Below are 14,854 nucleotides of genomic sequence, written 5' to 3' on the forward strand. Positions count from 1 at the left end.
CGTTCTACAGATTGAGCTTCGTCACTTTGGCGCCCGACAACGACGCATCCGCCATCAGCCCGGTGTTGGTCATCACGAACGCCAGCACAGGCGCCGTTGCGGTTCGCGTATCGATGCTGCCGTTCGCGCCCAGCTTGACGAGCGAAACCTGCACATCGCCGCCGACCGACCAGCCCGACGAATTGCGGAATTTGTCGAGCGCTTCCTGCGTCATGAACAGGTAGACGATCGCCGTCGACTGCGCGCCCGCCTGGAATCCGAACGACGCCGCCGCCGTGCTGTAATAGCCGGAGGTCATGCCGCCCACGCGCAAAGAGCCTTCCCCATACGCCGCGCCGGCAATGAAGGCGGCCTTGACGACGGAAGGAAACGCGAGCACGCCGCGCGACTTGGTCACCAGCTCCTGCGCGCCTTTCACCGTCGCGTACAACCTCGACATCGTGCTGTCCACGGCGGCATCGATCTGCTGGCGCTTCAACGCGTCGGTTGTCGGGCTCTCGCCGCTGCTGGTGGTCGTGCTGCAACCCGAGATGGCCATGCTCACCGCAGCGGGCATCAGCGCAGCCCTAAGCACAAAAGTCCTTCGATTCATTAGCGTCCTCCGATTGGCTTCAAAAGCCCCGCAACGCACGCTTCCATCACGGAGCTGACGTTTCGCGCTGCCGCTACTGTGGTCCTATGATGTCAAATGCAAACGAAAGGACCTATCGGACCTTGGTCCTACATCTGGCTGGGCTACTTGATCGTGTAGCCGCGCCCTTCCATGCAGGCGCCGAAGGCGCGATTGAAGGTATCCATGGCGCCCTGCGACTGGGCTTGCGCATTGGCCTGCGCGTTGCGCTGATTCTGGCGCGCCCGCGCGCCGCCGACCATCGTGCCGCCTACCGCGCCAATGGCCGCGCCCTTGCCGGCATCGCCCGCGATCGCGCCGATCACCGCGCCGCCCGCCGCGCCGCGCGCCGCGCCGCCAACCCGCTCGCCGCCGCCGACGGCCGGCCCGGAAGGCGCAGGCGCGGCGGACAACTGCTTGGGGTCGATGCCGGTATTGCTCTTGGCCCACGAGTAACACGAACTTTGGTCCTTCTGCTGCTGCGCCTGGCTTTGGCCCTTCGCCGGGTAGACGATCGGCCCGGCGCTCGCGAGACTCGCCGGCAGCAGTCCCGCGACAACGATGACACGGATGAGGCGTTTCATACACAGGCCCACGATGCCTCCCCGGCTCAATGCCAGGTAGAACGAACGATGATCGGAAAAAAGCCGCCGCTCGCGGAGCTTGCCCGCCGCGACGGCCCGCCGTACGTAGAGGGGATGAGACACCTCTGCTCTTCAGCATGGGATGGCCGCCTGACCGGGACAATCGGACCAAAGTCCTATTTGCGTAAGCAACTGCGCCTGCGTAAGCGACTGCGCCGGCCGAAGCTGCCGGGGGGCCAGAGTGCCAGAGCGGTCCGGCATCGCCGTGTTCCAGCCCGGCGCCGAACCGCTGCAAGCGCCAGGAGATGCAACTTCACAGCACCGCGACCACCTTCACGTCGCTGCGATCCGCCGATGCCACCACCTTGCCGTCCACGCGCCGGAACGTGAGCGTTACCGCGGCGTTGCCCACGCGCAGATCGCCCACTTCGAGCCAGTCGATGCCGTCGGGCAACATGGGCTGCTCGACGCGCACTTCGTGGCGCGCCGCGTCGATGCTCACGCCTAGGCACGCTTCGAGCATCATGAACGGCGAACCCGCGGCCCATGCCTGCGGCAGGCACGCCACCGGATACGCGGTGGGCGGCTCGCCGCGGCGCTGCGGGAAGCCGCAGAACAGCTCGGGCAGGCGCATGTCGAACGTGACCGCAGCCTCGAACAGCGCCTGCAACAGCCGCACGGCCGCTTCCTTGCGGCCGTAGCGCGCGAGCCCGCGCGCGCATAGCGCATTGTCGTGCGGCCAGACCGAGCCGTTGTGATAGGCCATCGGGTTGAAGCGCGCCTGGCCCGCCGCCAGCGTGCGCACGCCCCACCCCGTATGAAACAGCGCCGACTCCAGCACGCCGGCCACGGCGCGCCCGCGTTCGTACTCGGGCAGGCCGAAGGCCAGCAGATGCCCCGCATTCGACGCGAGCACGCGGCACAGTTCGCCGTGGCCGTCGAGCGCGATGCCGTAGAACCCGGAGTCCGCCATCCAATACTTGTCTTCCACGCAACGGCGAATCTTGGCGGCGCGGGCCGCATAGCGCGCGGCGTCTTCAATGAGGCCGCGATGGGTGGCGAACTTCGCCATCGTCTCGAAGGCCGCGCTCGCATACGCCTGCACTTCGACCAGCGCGATCGGGCCATCGGGGAAGCGGCCATCGGCATGGAACACCGAATCGTGGCTGTCCTTCCAGCCCTGGTTCGCAAGGCCGCCTTCCGACTCGCGCTTGTAATCGAGCAGGCCGAGCGGATTGCGGTCGCATACGCCCGCGACCCAGCCCGCCGCGCGCTCGAGCGCAGGCCACAGCTCGTCGATGAGCGCCAGGTCGCCGGTGCGCTCCGCATAGGCGCCCGCCAGCACGACGAACAGCGGCGTGGAGTCCACGCCGCCGTAGTAGAGCGCAAACGGCACTTCGCCCGTGGCGGCCATTTCGCTCTTGCGCATCTCGTGCATGATCTTGCCGACTGCCGCATCGCGGAACGCCGAGTCCTCCAGCGCCTGATGCGCCGCGAGAAAACGCAGCACGCCGCTCGCCAGCGCGGGCGTGAGCCACAGCGTCTGCAGCGACGTGATGATCGCGTCGCGGCCGAACGGCGTGGAGAACCATGGAATGCCCGCATAGGGATACGGGCCGGTGGGCAGATCGGTGGTGAGCAGGCCGAGGTCGGCGATCGAACGGTTGATCCACGCATTGAAGAGCGGATTGCTCGAACGCACGTGCGCCGCCGCGCGGCGGCGCTCGCGCATCACGATGTGCGCGTCGACCAGCGCGGCGCGCACGGCCGCGCGGCCCACACGCGATTCCTTCGAGTCGGCAAGGCAATTCGGCGCCTGGATGATGCCCGCGCTCGACGCGCCGGGCGCGGCGCCTGCTAGCGGCTCCACTTCGATGGCCACCGTGAGGTAAACCGACACGCACGCCTGCGCGGGCAGCGCCACGGTGAAGTCGGCGCGGTCGGCGAAGAGTTTGTCCGGCGCGGGCGAGAATTCGATGCGCACGCGCCGCGCGACTTTATCGAGGCCGATATATTCGAGCCGCACCTCGCCGTCTTCCACGCGCGGCGGCACGACCGTGCCCTGCCGCTCGCGCTTGAGGCCGCGCACCTCGAACATGTCGCGGAAGTCGCTCGCGAACGAGATCGACAGCGGCACGACCGCTTCCTGGGTGCCGTAGTTCGTGAGCTCGATGGCCTCGGTCATCATGGTGCCCGAGAGCACGCGCTCGCGCTCGACGTGAATCACGCCCTCGGGCGTGGTCGAGCCGCCGAGCGGCGGCAGCGGGCGGTTGGTCAGATGCGCAGTGAATGCCGTGTTGTCGCTGCTCACGCTGCCCGAGAGCAGCGACGGCCTGCGCCCGCCGAAGGTGAGGCGCAGCGACGACAGCACACGCGTGTCGTTGACGAAGAGACCATCGTCCACGCCGGTGATGTCGCCTTGCGAGTCGTTGACGATGAAGGTGTCGCCCGACTTGAGCACGTGCTGATCCGCACTTGCGATCTCGGGTGTTTCAGGCGCGATAAATGCGCTATCGGTTTCGTGAACGGGATGGTCCACGCCGCCCTCGCGGGTGACGCCACCGAGTGATTCGGGATCCTGCATCGCGTGCCTCCTGATCGGTTCGCGCTGGCTCGATTGCCACGATTGTAGTGGCTCGAGCGCCTGGCCTGCGAAAGCTTTGTCCGAACAGGAGGCCGCAGGTTCACCGCGGCGCGATGCGCAATCAGCGCGCGGCGATCGGCGTGGCCTCGCGCGAGGTTTCGCCCACGAAAAGCTGACGCGGACGGCCGATCTTCTGCTCGGGGTCGGCGATCATTTCGTTCCACTGCGCGATCCAGCCCACCGTGCGCGCCATCGCGAAGATGCAGGTGAACATCGACGTGGGGATGCCCAGTGCGCGCTGCACGATACCCGAGTAGAAGTCGACGTTCGGGTACAGCTTGCGCGACACGAAGTATTCGTCTTCCAGAGCGATCTTTTCGAGCGCCATGGCGAGCTTGAACAGCGGATCGTCGTGCAGGCCGAGCTCCTCGAGCACTTCGTGGCACGTTTCGCGCATGAGCTTCGCGCGCGGATCGTAGTTCTTGTAGACGCGGTGACCGAAGCCCATCAGCTTCACGCCCGAGTTCTTGTCCTTGACCTGCTTGATGAACTCGGGGATGTTGTCGACCGAGCCGATCTCTTCGAGCATGTTCAGCGCGGCTTCGTTCGCACCGCCGTGCGCCGGGCCCCACAGGCAAGCGATACCGGCAGCGATACACGCGAACGGGTTCGCGCCCGACGAGCCCGCGAGACGCACGGTCGAGGTCGAAGCGTTCTGCTCGTGGTCCGCGTGCAGGATCAGGATACGGTCGAGCGCGCGCACCAGCACGTCGTTGACCTTGTACTCCTCGCTCGGCGTGGAAAACATCATCTGCATGAAGTTCGCGCTGTACGAGAGGTCGTTGCGCGGATACACGAACGGCTGGCCGATCGTGTACTTGTACGCCATGGCGACGAGCGTCGGCAGCTTGGCGATCATGCGGATCGCGGACACTTCACGGTGCGTCGGATCGTTGATGTCGAGCGAGTCGTGATAGAACGCGGACAGCGCGCCCACCGCCGCCACCAGAATCGCCATCGGATGCGCATCACGGCGGAACCCCCGGAAGAAAAAGTGCATCTGCTCGTGAACCATCGTATGGTTCGTGACCATCGCAACGAATTCGTCTTTTTGCTGCTGCGTGGGCAGTTCGCCCTTCAGCAGCAGGTAGCAGGTCTCGAGGAAGTCGGCGTTCTGCGCGAGGTTGTCGATCGGGTAGCCGCGATAGCGCAGCTCGCCCTTGTCGCCGTCGATGTAGGTAATGGCCGAATTGCACGCCGCCGTCGACATGAAGCCCGGGTCATACGTGAACATGCCGGTCTGGCCGTACAGCTTGCGGATGTCGATCACGTCCGGGCCCGTCGTGCCCTTGTAGACCGGCAGTTCAACGCCTTTTGCGTGGCCGGGGATCGTGAGTGTGGCGTGGGTCGTTGCATCGATCATGACTTGTCCTTGCATGGTGTATTTCCGGCCGCCTGGCTGCAAGACCTGCTGCAAAATCTGCCGCAACAATCGTTGCAAACCACCTTGCGACCGCACGCCGCATTTTACGGCGCAGCGCAACATCCATTGATAGCGATGCCAGCAACAATGCCTCTCCTGGCCAGCAATATTGCAGGCTTTCAACAGCCTTAACATCGATTATTGCAACAATATTTTGCTTGCGCAGTGCAACATGGGGCCGATTCGCTCTGAGATACTGCCTCGCATGCCGCGCCCTCTCCGGTCGGTGTGCACAACATGATGAGGAATCAACAGATGAACATTTCGGTCGATACCCTGTTCGCAGAGGACGAGCTTGCAGAAGACGCCGCCGTCACCGCGCTCAATCACCAGGACATCGTGGTCGCGCTCTCGGCGGCGCTCGCATCCGAACGCGTGGCGGTGCTCCACATGCTCTACCCGCGCACCGACGCGCGCACGCACCGCAGCCTCGACGCCCTCGTCGATGTCCTGCACGGCCACGGCCTGCACGAGGTCGCGCAACTCGTCGCGCAGGAAGCGCACTACCTCGTGTTCAAGGATCCGGTGAAGGCATGGAAGGCCTTTCACGAGATCCGCAACGACTCGCTGGCCATCGGCGTGCATCTCTACTACGCGGGCCTCGTGGGCGAAGCCGCCGAGCACAAGCTCGACGCGCATGCGCATGGCCGCGAGTAAATTCGGACTGCCATATTTCCGGAACGTACTGGAAGGACCGCGCGGCGCGCCATCATGGGTCGCGCTGCGCGGCGTGGTGAAGCGAAAGCGCTATCCCAGCGCCCGCACCAGCGCGTCGCGCCCGAGCATCGCGCCTTGCGCCGTAATCGTATGACCCACGCCCGGCAGCGCGAACGCCGCCACGGCATAACCCGCGTCGCTGAACGCGAAAGCAGCGCGCTCGAGCTCCATCACCGGGATCACATCGTCGTCCTCGCCGTGCACGAGCGTGATCGGCGTGCGGCTCTTCGCGACGACCGGCGTGACGAGGCGTCCCGCGTAGGCGACCACGGCCGCCGCCCCCTCGGGCTGCGTCGCCGCGTGGTATAGGGACATTATCGACCCCTGCGAGAAACCCACCAGCGCGAGGCGCTCGAAGCCGAGCCCCCAATGCGCGAGCTCGCTGACAAGACGCTGCTCCAGCACCGGCGCCGCCGCCGCCACACGCGCGGCGCGGTTGGCCTCGTTCACATCGCGCAGCGTGAACCACTGCCGCCCGCCAAAGCCGCCGTCGAACGGCTCGTTGCCGTCGAGCGAGGCGAACGCGACGCCGGGCAGCGCCTCGCGCCAGGCGTCGGCTAGCGGCATCAGATCGCGCGCATTGCTCCCCACGCCGTGCAGCAGCACGACGAGCGCGCGCGCCGCGCCTTCGGCCGGCGCGAGACGCCAGCCGCCATCGAATGGTTCCCAACTCATGGTTTTGACCCCCTGTCGTCTTGCCGCGGCTTTGCTGCCGCCATTTTTCCGCTGCTTGCGCCACCGACTGCGCCACCGACTGCGCCCGCTAGCGCCGATAGACCGGACTGCCGCCAGCATACGCCGCCTTTGCGGCCCGCGTATGCCCGCCCTGCGCCGCCCGTCAAACGAAAGGCCAGTGTAATGACATCAACGCGGGCGCGGCCAGACGAAGTCCCTGCGCCGCCTGGGGATGCTTTCACGCCTGCCCATGCCGTGGCGCGATTGCGGGTATCCTTGCCGCACATCCGGTCCGCGCGCGCGAGTCCCGCGCGCGCATTGCCCCGCTCCCCCCGCTGCCCCAGCATTCGCGGAGAAGATGCTTGAACCAGCCCGCCGCCCCATCGGCCTCGCCGTCCGCGCCGCCCCCCGCGCCGCCGCCTCCGCTCCACGGAGGCCAGCTGCTCCTTGGAACCGTTGCGGTCTCGCTGGCAACCTTCATGAACGTGCTCGATACCTCGATTGCCAACGTGGCCATCCCGACCATCTCGGGCGACCTCGGCGTCTCGGTGGACGAAGGCACGTGGGTCATCACGGTGTTCGCGGCGGCCAACGCCGTGTCCATTCCGCTCACCGGCTGGCTCACGCAGCGCTTCGGCCAGGTGCGCCTGTTCGTGTGCTCGATCCTGTCGTTCGTGCTGGCTTCGTGGCTGTGCGGGATCGCGCCGACCCTGCCGATCCTGCTCGTCGCGCGCGTCTTGCAAGGCGCCGTGGCGGGCCCGCTGATCCCCCTCTCGCAGGCCATCCTGCTGGGTTCCTGGCCGCGCGACAAGTCGGCCAGCGCGCTCGCGTTCTGGGCGATGACCACCACGGTCGGCCCGATCGCGGGTCCCGCGCTGGGCGGCTGGATCACCGACAGCTACAACTGGTCGTGGATCTTCTACATCAACATTCCAGTGGGCCTGTTCGCCGCCTCGATCGTGTGGTCGATCTATCGGCGCCGCGAATCGGCCACGCGCAAGCCGCCCATCGACGTGGTGGGCCTGGGTCTGCTGGTCGCCTGGGTCGCTTCGCTGCAGATCCTGCTCGACAAGGGCAAGGACCTCGACTGGTTCGCCTCGCCCGTGATCGTGACGCTCGGGATCGTCGCGCTCGTGAGCTTCGCGTTCTTTCTGGTGTGGGAGCTCACCGAGGAGCATCCGATCGTCGACTTGCGGCTCTTTTCGCAGCGCAATTTTCTGGGCGGGACCATCGCGATCTCGGTGGCCTATGGAGTGTTTTTCGGCAATCTGGTGCTGCTGCCGCAATGGATGCAGGAGTACCTGAACTACCGCTCGGTGGATGCGGGCCTCGTGACCGCGCCGCTCGGCATCTTCGCGCTGCTGCTGTCGCCCGTGGTCGGACGCGTGCTGCCGCGCACCGACGCGCGCATGATCGCGACGGCCGCGTTCGTACTGTTCGCCGTGGTGTTCTTCATGCGCTCGAAGTACGTGATCGAGATCGACACCTGGCATCTCGTGCTGCCCACGCTGCTGCAAGGCGTGCCGATGGCGCTGTTCTTCGTGCCGCTCACGGCGATCATCCTCGCGGGGCAGCCGCCGCAGCGCATTCCCGCCGCCGCGGGGCTGTCGAATTTCGTGCGCGTGTTCTGCGGCGCCGTGGGCACGTCGATCGCGACGAGCGCGTGGAACAACCGCACGATCCTGCACCACGCGCGCCTCACGGAGCAGGCTTCGGTCAACAACCCGATCTTCATGCAGTCGATGACGCAGACGCAGGCCGCGCTGCATCTGAGCGAACCCTCGGCGCACGCGCTGTTCGATTTCCAGCTCTCGACCCAGGCCGCGATGATGGGCCTGAACGACATTTTCTATATCTCGGCAATCATCTTTCTCGCGATCATTCCGCTCATCTGGATCACGAAGTCGACGAAGGGTTCGGGGGGCGGCGGCGCGGCAGGCGCGCATTGAGCCTGCCGCGTTGATCTCGTTGAGCGCATTGAGCGCGTCGCTCGCATCGATCGCGCTACCCGAACCGATGCGGCAAATAAGGCCTGGGATCAGTGAACGGCGTCTCGCCCATGATCTGCTCCGCCACGAGCCGCCCTGACACCGGTCCCAGCGTGAGCCCGTGGTGGTTGTGCCCGAACGCGAACCACAGCCCCGCATGACGCGGCGCGGGCCCGAGCACCGGACGCATATCGGGCGTGCACGGGCGCATGCCCATCCACGGCGTGTCGTCGAGCCGCTTGCCGAGGCCGAACATGGGCCGCGCCGCGCGCTCGGCCGCGTCAAGCTGCGCGTAGTTGGGCGGCCGCCCGCGCTCGGCCAGCTCCACGCCGGTGGTGAGCCGCAGGCCGCGCTTCATCGGCGCGACTACATAGCCGCCCTCGATATCCACCACGGGACGCGTGAGCGGCGCGCCGGCCTCGCTCGCGTAATGCATGTGATAGCCGCGCTTCGGTTTGAGCGGCACGCGATAGCCGAGCGGCCCCGTCACGAGATCCGACCACGGCCCGAGCGCCACGACGGCCAGTTGCGCCGATAGCGGCCCCGCATCGGTTTGCACCTGCCAGCCGCTGCCCTGCGCGCGCAGCGTGAGCGCATCGCCCTGCGCGAACGCGCCGCCTTCGCGCAGGAACAATTGCGCGTAGCCCTTCACGAGCGCGCCGGGGTCGGCCACGCTGGCCGGATCCATCCAGTGCAGCCCGCCCGCATAGCCCCCCGCGAGCGACGCCTCCGCCGCGCGCAGTCCCGCCGCATCGAGCGCCGCCATGTGCAGCCCGTGCTGCGCGGCCACGCGCTGCGCGTCCTCGCGTTCGCGCTCGAATTGCCTGGGCGAGCGGTATGCCTCGATCCAGCCGACCGCGCGCACGAGCGGGCGCAGCTCCGTTCTTGCAATCAGCGCATCGTGCTCGGCAACTGAGCGCGCGATGAGCGGCAACATATCGCGCGCCGCGCCCGCCAGCCGCGCCGGCGCCGACTCGCGCCAGAACGTCGCGAGCCAGCGCGCGTACGCGGGCAGCGAGCGCACGTCGTAGCGCAGCATCGTCGAGTCGTTGCGCATGAGCCGCAGCAGCATGCGCCAATCGCGCGGAAAGCCATACGGCACCACCGACGACGCCTCGATCAACCCCGCGTTGCCGAAGCTCGTTTCCTCGCCGGGCTCGCGCCGGTCGACCAGCGTGACGCGCACGCCGCGCGCCTGCAGATGCAACGCGACGCTCACCCCGACGATGCCCGCGCCCAGCACGATTGCGTCCTTGCTCATGCGGCTCCTCTGGAAGTCATGGATGGGATTGCGGCGCGCATCACTTCGCGATGATGTCGCGGCCGAAATACTTCATGGAAAGCTTCGTGAGCGTGCCGTCCTTGCGCAACGCGTCGAGCGCCGCGACCAGCTTCGCCTTGAGCGCCGCATCGTTCTTGCGCATGCCGAAGCCGGTGCCCTCGCCGAGCGTGGCGGGGTCCTTGAGCGGCGCGCCCGCGAAATCGAAATCCTTGCCTTGCGGCTTCGACAGAAAGCCGTCGGTGGCAGTCTGCACTTCCTGGACCGCGCCGTCCAGACGGCCCGCGGCCAGATCCGCGAAAATCTGGTCCTGGTTTTCGTACGTGACGATCGACACGCCCTCGGGCGCCCAGTGCTTGCGCACGTAGTCTTCCTGCGTCGACCCTTGCAGCACGCCGATGTGCTTGCCCTTGAGGCTCGCCGGCGTGGGCTGCAGCCCCGCGCCGCGCCGGGCGACCATCTGGATCGGCATCACGTAGATGGCCGGCGTGAAGTCGATCTGCTGACGCCGCTTGTCGGTGATGTTCATCGCCGAATTGATGGCGTCGAACTTGCGCGCCTCGAGCGCCGCGATCAGGCCGTCGAAGCTGTTCTCCACCCACGCGCACTTCACCTGCATGCGCTGGCAGACCGCATTGCCGATGTCGATGTCGAAGCCCTGCAGCTCGCCCGACGGCGTCTTGCTCTCGAACGGCGGGTAGGACGCCTCCACGCCGAAGCGCAACGTCTGCGCGCCCTGTGCATGCACCGCGCCCGCCGTCATGCCGAGCCCCGCGCCCAGCAAGCCTGCCAGGCCCGCAAGGCGGACCGCTCGCGCGTAGCGAATCATCTTCGTATTCATCGTCGTCACCATAGTCGTTAAGAGATCGGCGGCGCCGTTCGTGAAGAAGTCCCGCGCCACGATGCGAATATAGACGAAAAATAAAAATAAAGTCTAGAATGGACAAAAATGTCTACATGGAGCACGGCATGACCGATACGTCCCTTTCCTGCGCGAACGCCGCAGGCCCAGTCGACGCGCAACTCGGCGCACAACTCGCGGCACAACTCGCGGCGCCGTTCATCGCCGACGCCGCACAGGTGCGCGCCGCGCTACCCGCCCTCGATGTGCGCGGCGTGCTCGCGCAGATGTTCGCCGCGCTCGGCCGTGGCGAGGCCGTCCAGCCGCCACAGACGCTCGCACTGTTCCCGCAGGACGCGGGCGACTTCATCACCTACCTCGGCGTGCTGTCCAGCGCGGGCGTGTTCGGCGCGAAGCTTTCGCCGTATATCGCGGGGACTCAGGGGGCCACGCCCATCGTCACGGCCTGGACCGCGCTGATGTCGATGCAGACCGGCCAGCCGCTGATGTGGTGCGACGCCGCGCTGCTCACGACCGAGCGCACGGCGGGCACGACGGCGCTCGCCATCGACCGGCTCGCGCCGCGCGACGCGCGCCGCCTCGCCGTGATCGGCGCCGGCGCGGTGGCGCTCGCGCACATTCGCCACGCCGTGCCGCTGCGCGCGTGGGACAGCATTCGCGTGTACTCGCCGGGGCTCACCGCCGACACCGGCCGCGCCGCGAGCGTGCGCGCCGCCGACGCCCGCGCGAGCCTCGCCGCCACGGCGCGCGAATGCGTCGAAGACGCCGATGTCGTGATGCTCTGCACCTCGTCGGGCAAGCCGGTGCTCGCGCTCGACGCGCTCACGAAGCCCGCGCTGATCACCTCGATCAGCACCAACGTCGCACAGGCGCACGAGATCGATCCGGCCGCGCTGCCCGCGCTCGACGTGTATTGCGACTACCGCCGCACCACGCCATCGAGCGCCGGGGAAATGGTGCTGGCCGCGCGCGAGCACGGCTGGTCGCCGGACGCGATCGTGGGCGACCTTGCCGAGCTCGCGAACGACGCCTGCCCGCGCCCGGATTACGCGCGCCACGTGTTCTTCCGCTCGATCGGTCTCGGCCTCGAAGACATCGCGATCGCCCACGCGCTCTATACGCATCTGCGCGGAGCGGCACGCCCATGAAGAAGCCGCCCGCCCCCGCGAAGACGCCGCGCGAGCGGCTGCTCGAACGCTATGCGCACGTGGCCGACAGCATCACGACGCTGTTCTTCCCGTTCGCCGAAGTGGTGATCCACGATCTCGCGGACCAGACCGTGGCGTACCTGTCGAACAATCTCTCGAAGCGCGAGATCGGCGACGACTCGGCGCTGGAAGACGTCGAGGAAACCACCCGCAACAAGCTGCTGGGCCCCTACGAAAAAGTGAACTGGGACGGCCGGCGCATGCGCTGCGTGAGCACGGCGCTGTTCGACGACGAAGGGCGCGCCACAGGCGTCATGTGCATCAACTTCAACATCGCCGCGTTCGACGACATGCAGGCGACGCTCGACCTGTTCCTGCGCGGCTCGGGCGTGATCGCGCAGCCCGAGGAGCTGTTCAAGGACGACTGGCAAGAGCGCATCAACACGTTTCTGCACGGCTGGCTGCGCGAGCGCCAGGTGGCGCTCAACTCGCTCACGCGCGAGCACCGGCGCGAGCTGGTGGAGGCGCTGCATGCCGAAGGCGCGTTCAAGGGCAAGAGCTCGGCGAACTACGTGGCGAAGGTGCTGGGCATGGGGCGCGCGACGGTGTACAAGCACTTGCGCGAGATGAAGGGCGACGCCTGACGAGAAGCCGGACACGCAAACCGCGCACGCCGTGCGCTATCATCGCGTTCCTTGCTCACGGGCGTCATCCGGCCATGGACCATCCAGACTATCAAGCGATCCTCGAACAGATCCATCGCGACATCGCGCCATGGCGCACCGCCGGCCGTGTCGCCGACTACATTCCCGAACTCGCCAAAGTGCCCGCCGAGCGTTTCGGCATGGCGATCGTCACGCTCGACGGCACGGTGTATGCGATCGGCGATGCGCACGAGCGCTTCTCCATCCAGAGCATCTCCAAGCTGTTTGCCTGCACGCTCGCGTTCCAGTTGCTCGGCGATGCGCTCTGGGAGCGCGTCGGCCGCGAACCCTCGGGCAATGCGTTCAACTCGCTCGTCCAACTGGAGACCGAGCGCGGCAAGCCGCGCAATCCGTTCATCAACGCGGGCGCGCTCGTGGTCACCGATGTGCTGTGCCGCCGCTTCGTCGGCGCCGAGACGGCGCTGGTGCAATTCGTGCGCCGGCTCACGGGCGCTGCCGATCTCGACTACGACCTTCGCGTCGCGAGCTCCGAGCTCCAGCATGCCGAGCGAAACCGCGCGATGGCGCATTTCATGGCGAGCTTCGGCAACCTGAAGATGCCGCCTGAAACGGTGATCGAAGCGTATTGCCGCCAATGCGCGATCGAGATGAATTGCGTCGAGCTGGCCACCGCCGCGCTCTTTCTCGCCAACGGCGGCGTCGCGCCGGTCCCGGGCGAGCGCATTCTCGACGCGAGCTCCGCCAAGCGCCTGTCCGCGCTGATGCTGACCTGCGGCACCTATGACGCCGCGGGCGACTTCGTCTATCGCGTGGGGCTGCCGGCGAAAAGCGGCGTGGGCGGCGGCATCGTCGCGGTGCTGCCGGGAGAGATGGCCGTGTGCGTCTGGTCGCCGGGGCTCGACGCGAACGGCAACTCGCTTGCGGGGGTGAAGTCGCTGGAATGGTTGACCACGCGGACGGGGCAGTCGATTTTTTGAGGGGGATCGCACCTGTTCGCACCCGGTAACGCACTCGCAGACTTGCCACCATGTCCTTCGAAATCCGCCCCGAAACCCCCGCCGACCTTCCCGCGATCCACGCGCTCACCGCAGCCGCCTTTCTGCACGCGGCGCACACGAGCCACACGGAGCACTACATCGTCGACGCGCTGCGCGCCGCCGGCGAGCTCGCGGTCTCGCTCGTAGCCGTGCAAGGGGATGAACTCGTGGGGCATGTCGCGCTGTCCGCCGTGGCGCTTTCGGATGGCAGCACAGGATGGTTCGGGCTGGGGCCGCTTTCGGTCGCGCCTTCACACCAAGGGCAAGGCATCGGCAGCCGGCTCGTCGAGCAGGCGCTCGACGCGTTGCGCGCGCGGCACGCGGCGGGCTGCGTGCTGCTCGGCGACCCGCGCTACTACCGGCGCTTCGGCTTCACGCCCGAGCCCGCGCTGGTGCTGCCCGGCGTTCCCGCCGAATATTTCCAGGCGCTCGCGCTGCGCGGCAGCGTGCCGGCGGCCAGCGTGCGATACAGCGAGGCATTCGAGGCACGCGCCTGACGCGGGAACTGCGGATGAAATAGCAGCGGCGGCTCAAAAACCGCTCTCGTCCCACCGCGTGTCCCGCACCTGAACGATGCCGCCCTCCACGCGCACCGCGAACACCGCCACGTCCTCATAGGCGGGCGGCGCGAGAACCTTGCCGGTTCTGATGCAAAAGCGCGCGCCATGCCGTGGGCAGATCACCTCGTCGCCCTCCACCGCGCCGCCGGTCAGCACGCCGCCATCGTGCGTGCAAACGTCTTCGATCGCGTAGCAGGTGCCGTCGAGATTGAACACCGCGACCTGCGCGCCCTCGACATTCACGCTGCGCACCGCGCCCGGCGGAAATTCGGCGCAAGGCGCCACGTCGACCCAGTCGGCCATGTCAAAGCATCCCCAGTTCCAGACGCGCTGCCTCGGACATCCGCGCCCGCGTCCACGGCGGATCCCACACCAGTTCGACCCGCACCGCGCTCGCGCCCGCCACGTCGAGCACACTGTCCTCCACGATCGACGGGAAGGTTTGTGCAACGGGGCACCCCGGCGCGGTCAAGGTCATGCGGATCGCCACCTGGCCGCTTTCCTCGTCGACGTCGAGCCCATAGACGAGCCCAAGATCGTAGATGTTGACCGGTATCTCGGGATCGTAGACCGTGCGCAGCGCATCGATCACGCGCGCGCGAAAGTCGCCGCCGCTGCCCTGCGCGTCGTCGCGTTCGGGCAAGTCGTCTGGGGGTTTCATG

Annotated in this window: 15 protein-coding genes; 6 read left to right on the forward strand and 9 right to left on the reverse strand. The window is 67.2% G+C overall.

From position 1 onward, the window contains the following. Nucleotides 1–4: 4 nt before the first annotated feature. From P5W99_RS22125 to gltA, 4 genes are all read right to left on the reverse strand, one after another. Nucleotides 5–592: a BPSL1445 family SYLF domain-containing lipoprotein gene (locus P5W99_RS22125; RefSeq protein ID WP_421025538.1), complete on the reverse strand. Its 588-nt coding sequence runs from the start codon at nt 590–592 to the stop codon at nt 5–7. A 143-nt stretch (nt 593–735) separates the two neighbouring features. Beyond that, nucleotides 736–1,194, reverse strand: a complete 459-nt coding sequence (locus P5W99_RS22130) for a glycine zipper domain-containing protein (RefSeq protein WP_434662967.1) — start codon at nt 1,192–1,194, stop codon at nt 736–738. A 313-nt stretch (nt 1,195–1,507) separates the two neighbouring features. Then, nucleotides 1,508–3,778, reverse strand: a complete 2,271-nt coding sequence (locus tag P5W99_RS22135) for an amylo-alpha-1,6-glucosidase (protein ID WP_421025540.1) — start codon at nt 3,776–3,778, stop codon at nt 1,508–1,510. Nucleotides 3,779–3,899: 121 nt separating this feature from the next. Continuing rightward, nucleotides 3,900–5,201 (reverse strand): citrate synthase, encoded by a 1,302-nt coding sequence (gltA, locus tag P5W99_RS22140; protein ID WP_421027011.1) that lies wholly within the window; start codon nt 5,199–5,201, stop codon nt 3,900–3,902. 315 nt (nt 5,202–5,516) lie between these two features. Between gltA and P5W99_RS22145 the strand changes: the two genes are divergently transcribed. Then, entirely contained in the window at nt 5,517–5,918 is a 402-nt protein-coding gene (locus tag P5W99_RS22145; RefSeq protein WP_421025541.1) for a hypothetical protein, read from the forward strand. A 90-nt stretch (nt 5,919–6,008) separates the two neighbouring features. Here the strand turns inward: P5W99_RS22145 and P5W99_RS22150 are convergent, their stop codons facing one another. Next, the gene (locus P5W99_RS22150; RefSeq protein WP_421025542.1) at nt 6,009–6,653 is read right to left on the reverse strand and encodes an alpha/beta hydrolase; all 645 of its coding nucleotides are present in this window, start codon (nt 6,651–6,653) and stop codon (nt 6,009–6,011) included. Between the two features lie 362 nt (nt 6,654–7,015). Between P5W99_RS22150 and P5W99_RS22155 the strand changes: the two genes are divergently transcribed. Further along, on the forward strand, nt 7,016–8,602 hold the full coding sequence (locus tag P5W99_RS22155) for a DHA2 family efflux MFS transporter permease subunit (protein ID WP_421025543.1): 1,587 nt from the start codon (nt 7,016–7,018) through the stop codon (nt 8,600–8,602). A 55-nt stretch (nt 8,603–8,657) separates the two neighbouring features. Here the strand turns inward: P5W99_RS22155 and P5W99_RS22160 are convergent, their stop codons facing one another. Then, nucleotides 8,658–9,902, reverse strand: a complete 1,245-nt coding sequence (locus tag P5W99_RS22160) for an NAD(P)/FAD-dependent oxidoreductase (protein WP_421025544.1) — start codon at nt 9,900–9,902, stop codon at nt 8,658–8,660. Nucleotides 9,903–9,942: 40 nt separating this feature from the next. Further along, complete coding sequence (locus tag P5W99_RS22165; RefSeq protein ID WP_421025545.1) at nt 9,943–10,761, reverse strand: ABC transporter substrate-binding protein; 819 nt, start codon at nt 10,759–10,761, stop codon at nt 9,943–9,945. 128 nt (nt 10,762–10,889) lie between these two features. Between P5W99_RS22165 and P5W99_RS22170 the strand changes: the two genes are divergently transcribed. The 4 genes from P5W99_RS22170 (at nt 10,890) to P5W99_RS22185 (ending at nt 14,129) form a co-directional block, all read left to right on the forward strand. Further along, complete coding sequence (locus P5W99_RS22170) at nt 10,890–11,930, forward strand: ornithine cyclodeaminase family protein (protein ID WP_421025546.1); 1,041 nt, start codon at nt 10,890–10,892, stop codon at nt 11,928–11,930. Further along, complete coding sequence (locus tag P5W99_RS22175) at nt 11,927–12,574, forward strand: helix-turn-helix transcriptional regulator (RefSeq protein ID WP_421025547.1); 648 nt, start codon at nt 11,927–11,929, stop codon at nt 12,572–12,574. Before P5W99_RS22170 ends, P5W99_RS22175 begins: the two co-directional genes overlap by 4 nt. 74 nt (nt 12,575–12,648) lie before the next feature. Then, nucleotides 12,649–13,572, forward strand: a complete 924-nt coding sequence (locus P5W99_RS22180) for a glutaminase (RefSeq protein ID WP_421025548.1) — start codon at nt 12,649–12,651, stop codon at nt 13,570–13,572. A gap of 50 nt (nt 13,573–13,622) precedes the next feature. Beyond that, on the forward strand, nt 13,623–14,129 hold the full coding sequence (locus P5W99_RS22185; protein WP_421025549.1) for a GNAT family N-acetyltransferase: 507 nt from the start codon (nt 13,623–13,625) through the stop codon (nt 14,127–14,129). Nucleotides 14,130–14,162: 33 nt separating this feature from the next. On the opposite strand, the gene P5W99_RS22190 is transcribed toward P5W99_RS22185, so the two are convergent. Both P5W99_RS22190 and P5W99_RS22195 read right to left on the reverse strand, forming a co-directional pair. Further along, on the reverse strand, nt 14,163–14,495 hold the full coding sequence (locus P5W99_RS22190; protein WP_421025550.1) for a non-heme iron oxygenase ferredoxin subunit: 333 nt from the start codon (nt 14,493–14,495) through the stop codon (nt 14,163–14,165). A 1-nt stretch (nt 14,496) separates the two neighbouring features. Continuing rightward, nucleotides 14,497–14,853, reverse strand: coding sequence for an SUF system Fe-S cluster assembly protein (locus P5W99_RS22195; RefSeq protein WP_421025551.1), 357 nt, complete (start codon nt 14,851–14,853; stop codon nt 14,497–14,499). Nucleotide 14,854 lies beyond the last annotated feature (1 nt).

It is taken from the genome of Paraburkholderia sp. A3BS-1L (assembly GCF_051125215.1).
Lineage (GTDB): Bacteria > Pseudomonadota > Gammaproteobacteria > Burkholderiales > Burkholderiaceae > Paraburkholderia.

Excerpts from the sequence above, each read along its gene's own strand:
- P5W99_RS22185 (WP_421025549.1), top strand. The coding sequence starts at position 13,623 with ATGTCCTTCGAAATCCGCCCCGAAACCCCCGCCGACCTTCCCGCGATC.
- P5W99_RS22170 (WP_421025546.1), top strand. The coding sequence starts at position 10,890 with ATGACCGATACGTCCCTTTCCTGCGCGAACGCCGCAGGCCCAGTCGAC.
- P5W99_RS22180 (WP_421025548.1), top strand. The coding sequence starts at position 12,649 with ATGGACCATCCAGACTATCAAGCGATCCTCGAACAGATCCATCGCGAC.
- P5W99_RS22190 (WP_421025550.1), bottom strand. The coding sequence starts at position 14,495 with ATGGCCGACTGGGTCGACGTGGCGCCTTGCGCCGAATTTCCGCCGGGC.
- P5W99_RS22150 (WP_421025542.1), bottom strand. The coding sequence starts at position 6,653 with ATGAGTTGGGAACCATTCGATGGCGGCTGGCGTCTCGCGCCGGCCGAA.
- P5W99_RS22175 (WP_421025547.1), top strand. The coding sequence starts at position 11,927 with ATGAAGAAGCCGCCCGCCCCCGCGAAGACGCCGCGCGAGCGGCTGCTC.
- P5W99_RS22195 (WP_421025551.1), bottom strand. The coding sequence starts at position 14,853 with ATGAAACCCCCAGACGACTTGCCCGAACGCGACGACGCGCAGGGCAGC.
- P5W99_RS22135 (WP_421025540.1), bottom strand. The coding sequence starts at position 3,778 with ATGCAGGATCCCGAATCACTCGGTGGCGTCACCCGCGAGGGCGGCGTG.
- P5W99_RS22145 (WP_421025541.1), top strand. The coding sequence starts at position 5,517 with ATGAACATTTCGGTCGATACCCTGTTCGCAGAGGACGAGCTTGCAGAA.
- P5W99_RS22160 (WP_421025544.1), bottom strand. The coding sequence starts at position 9,902 with ATGAGCAAGGACGCAATCGTGCTGGGCGCGGGCATCGTCGGGGTGAGC.
- P5W99_RS22130 (WP_434662967.1), bottom strand. The coding sequence starts at position 1,194 with ATGAAACGCCTCATCCGTGTCATCGTTGTCGCGGGACTGCTGCCGGCG.
- P5W99_RS22165 (WP_421025545.1), bottom strand. The coding sequence starts at position 10,761 with ATGAATACGAAGATGATTCGCTACGCGCGAGCGGTCCGCCTTGCGGGC.
- gltA (WP_421027011.1), bottom strand. The coding sequence starts at position 5,201 with ATGATCGATGCAACGACCCACGCCACACTCACGATCCCCGGCCACGCA.
- P5W99_RS22125 (WP_421025538.1), bottom strand. The coding sequence starts at position 592 with ATGAATCGAAGGACTTTTGTGCTTAGGGCTGCGCTGATGCCCGCTGCG.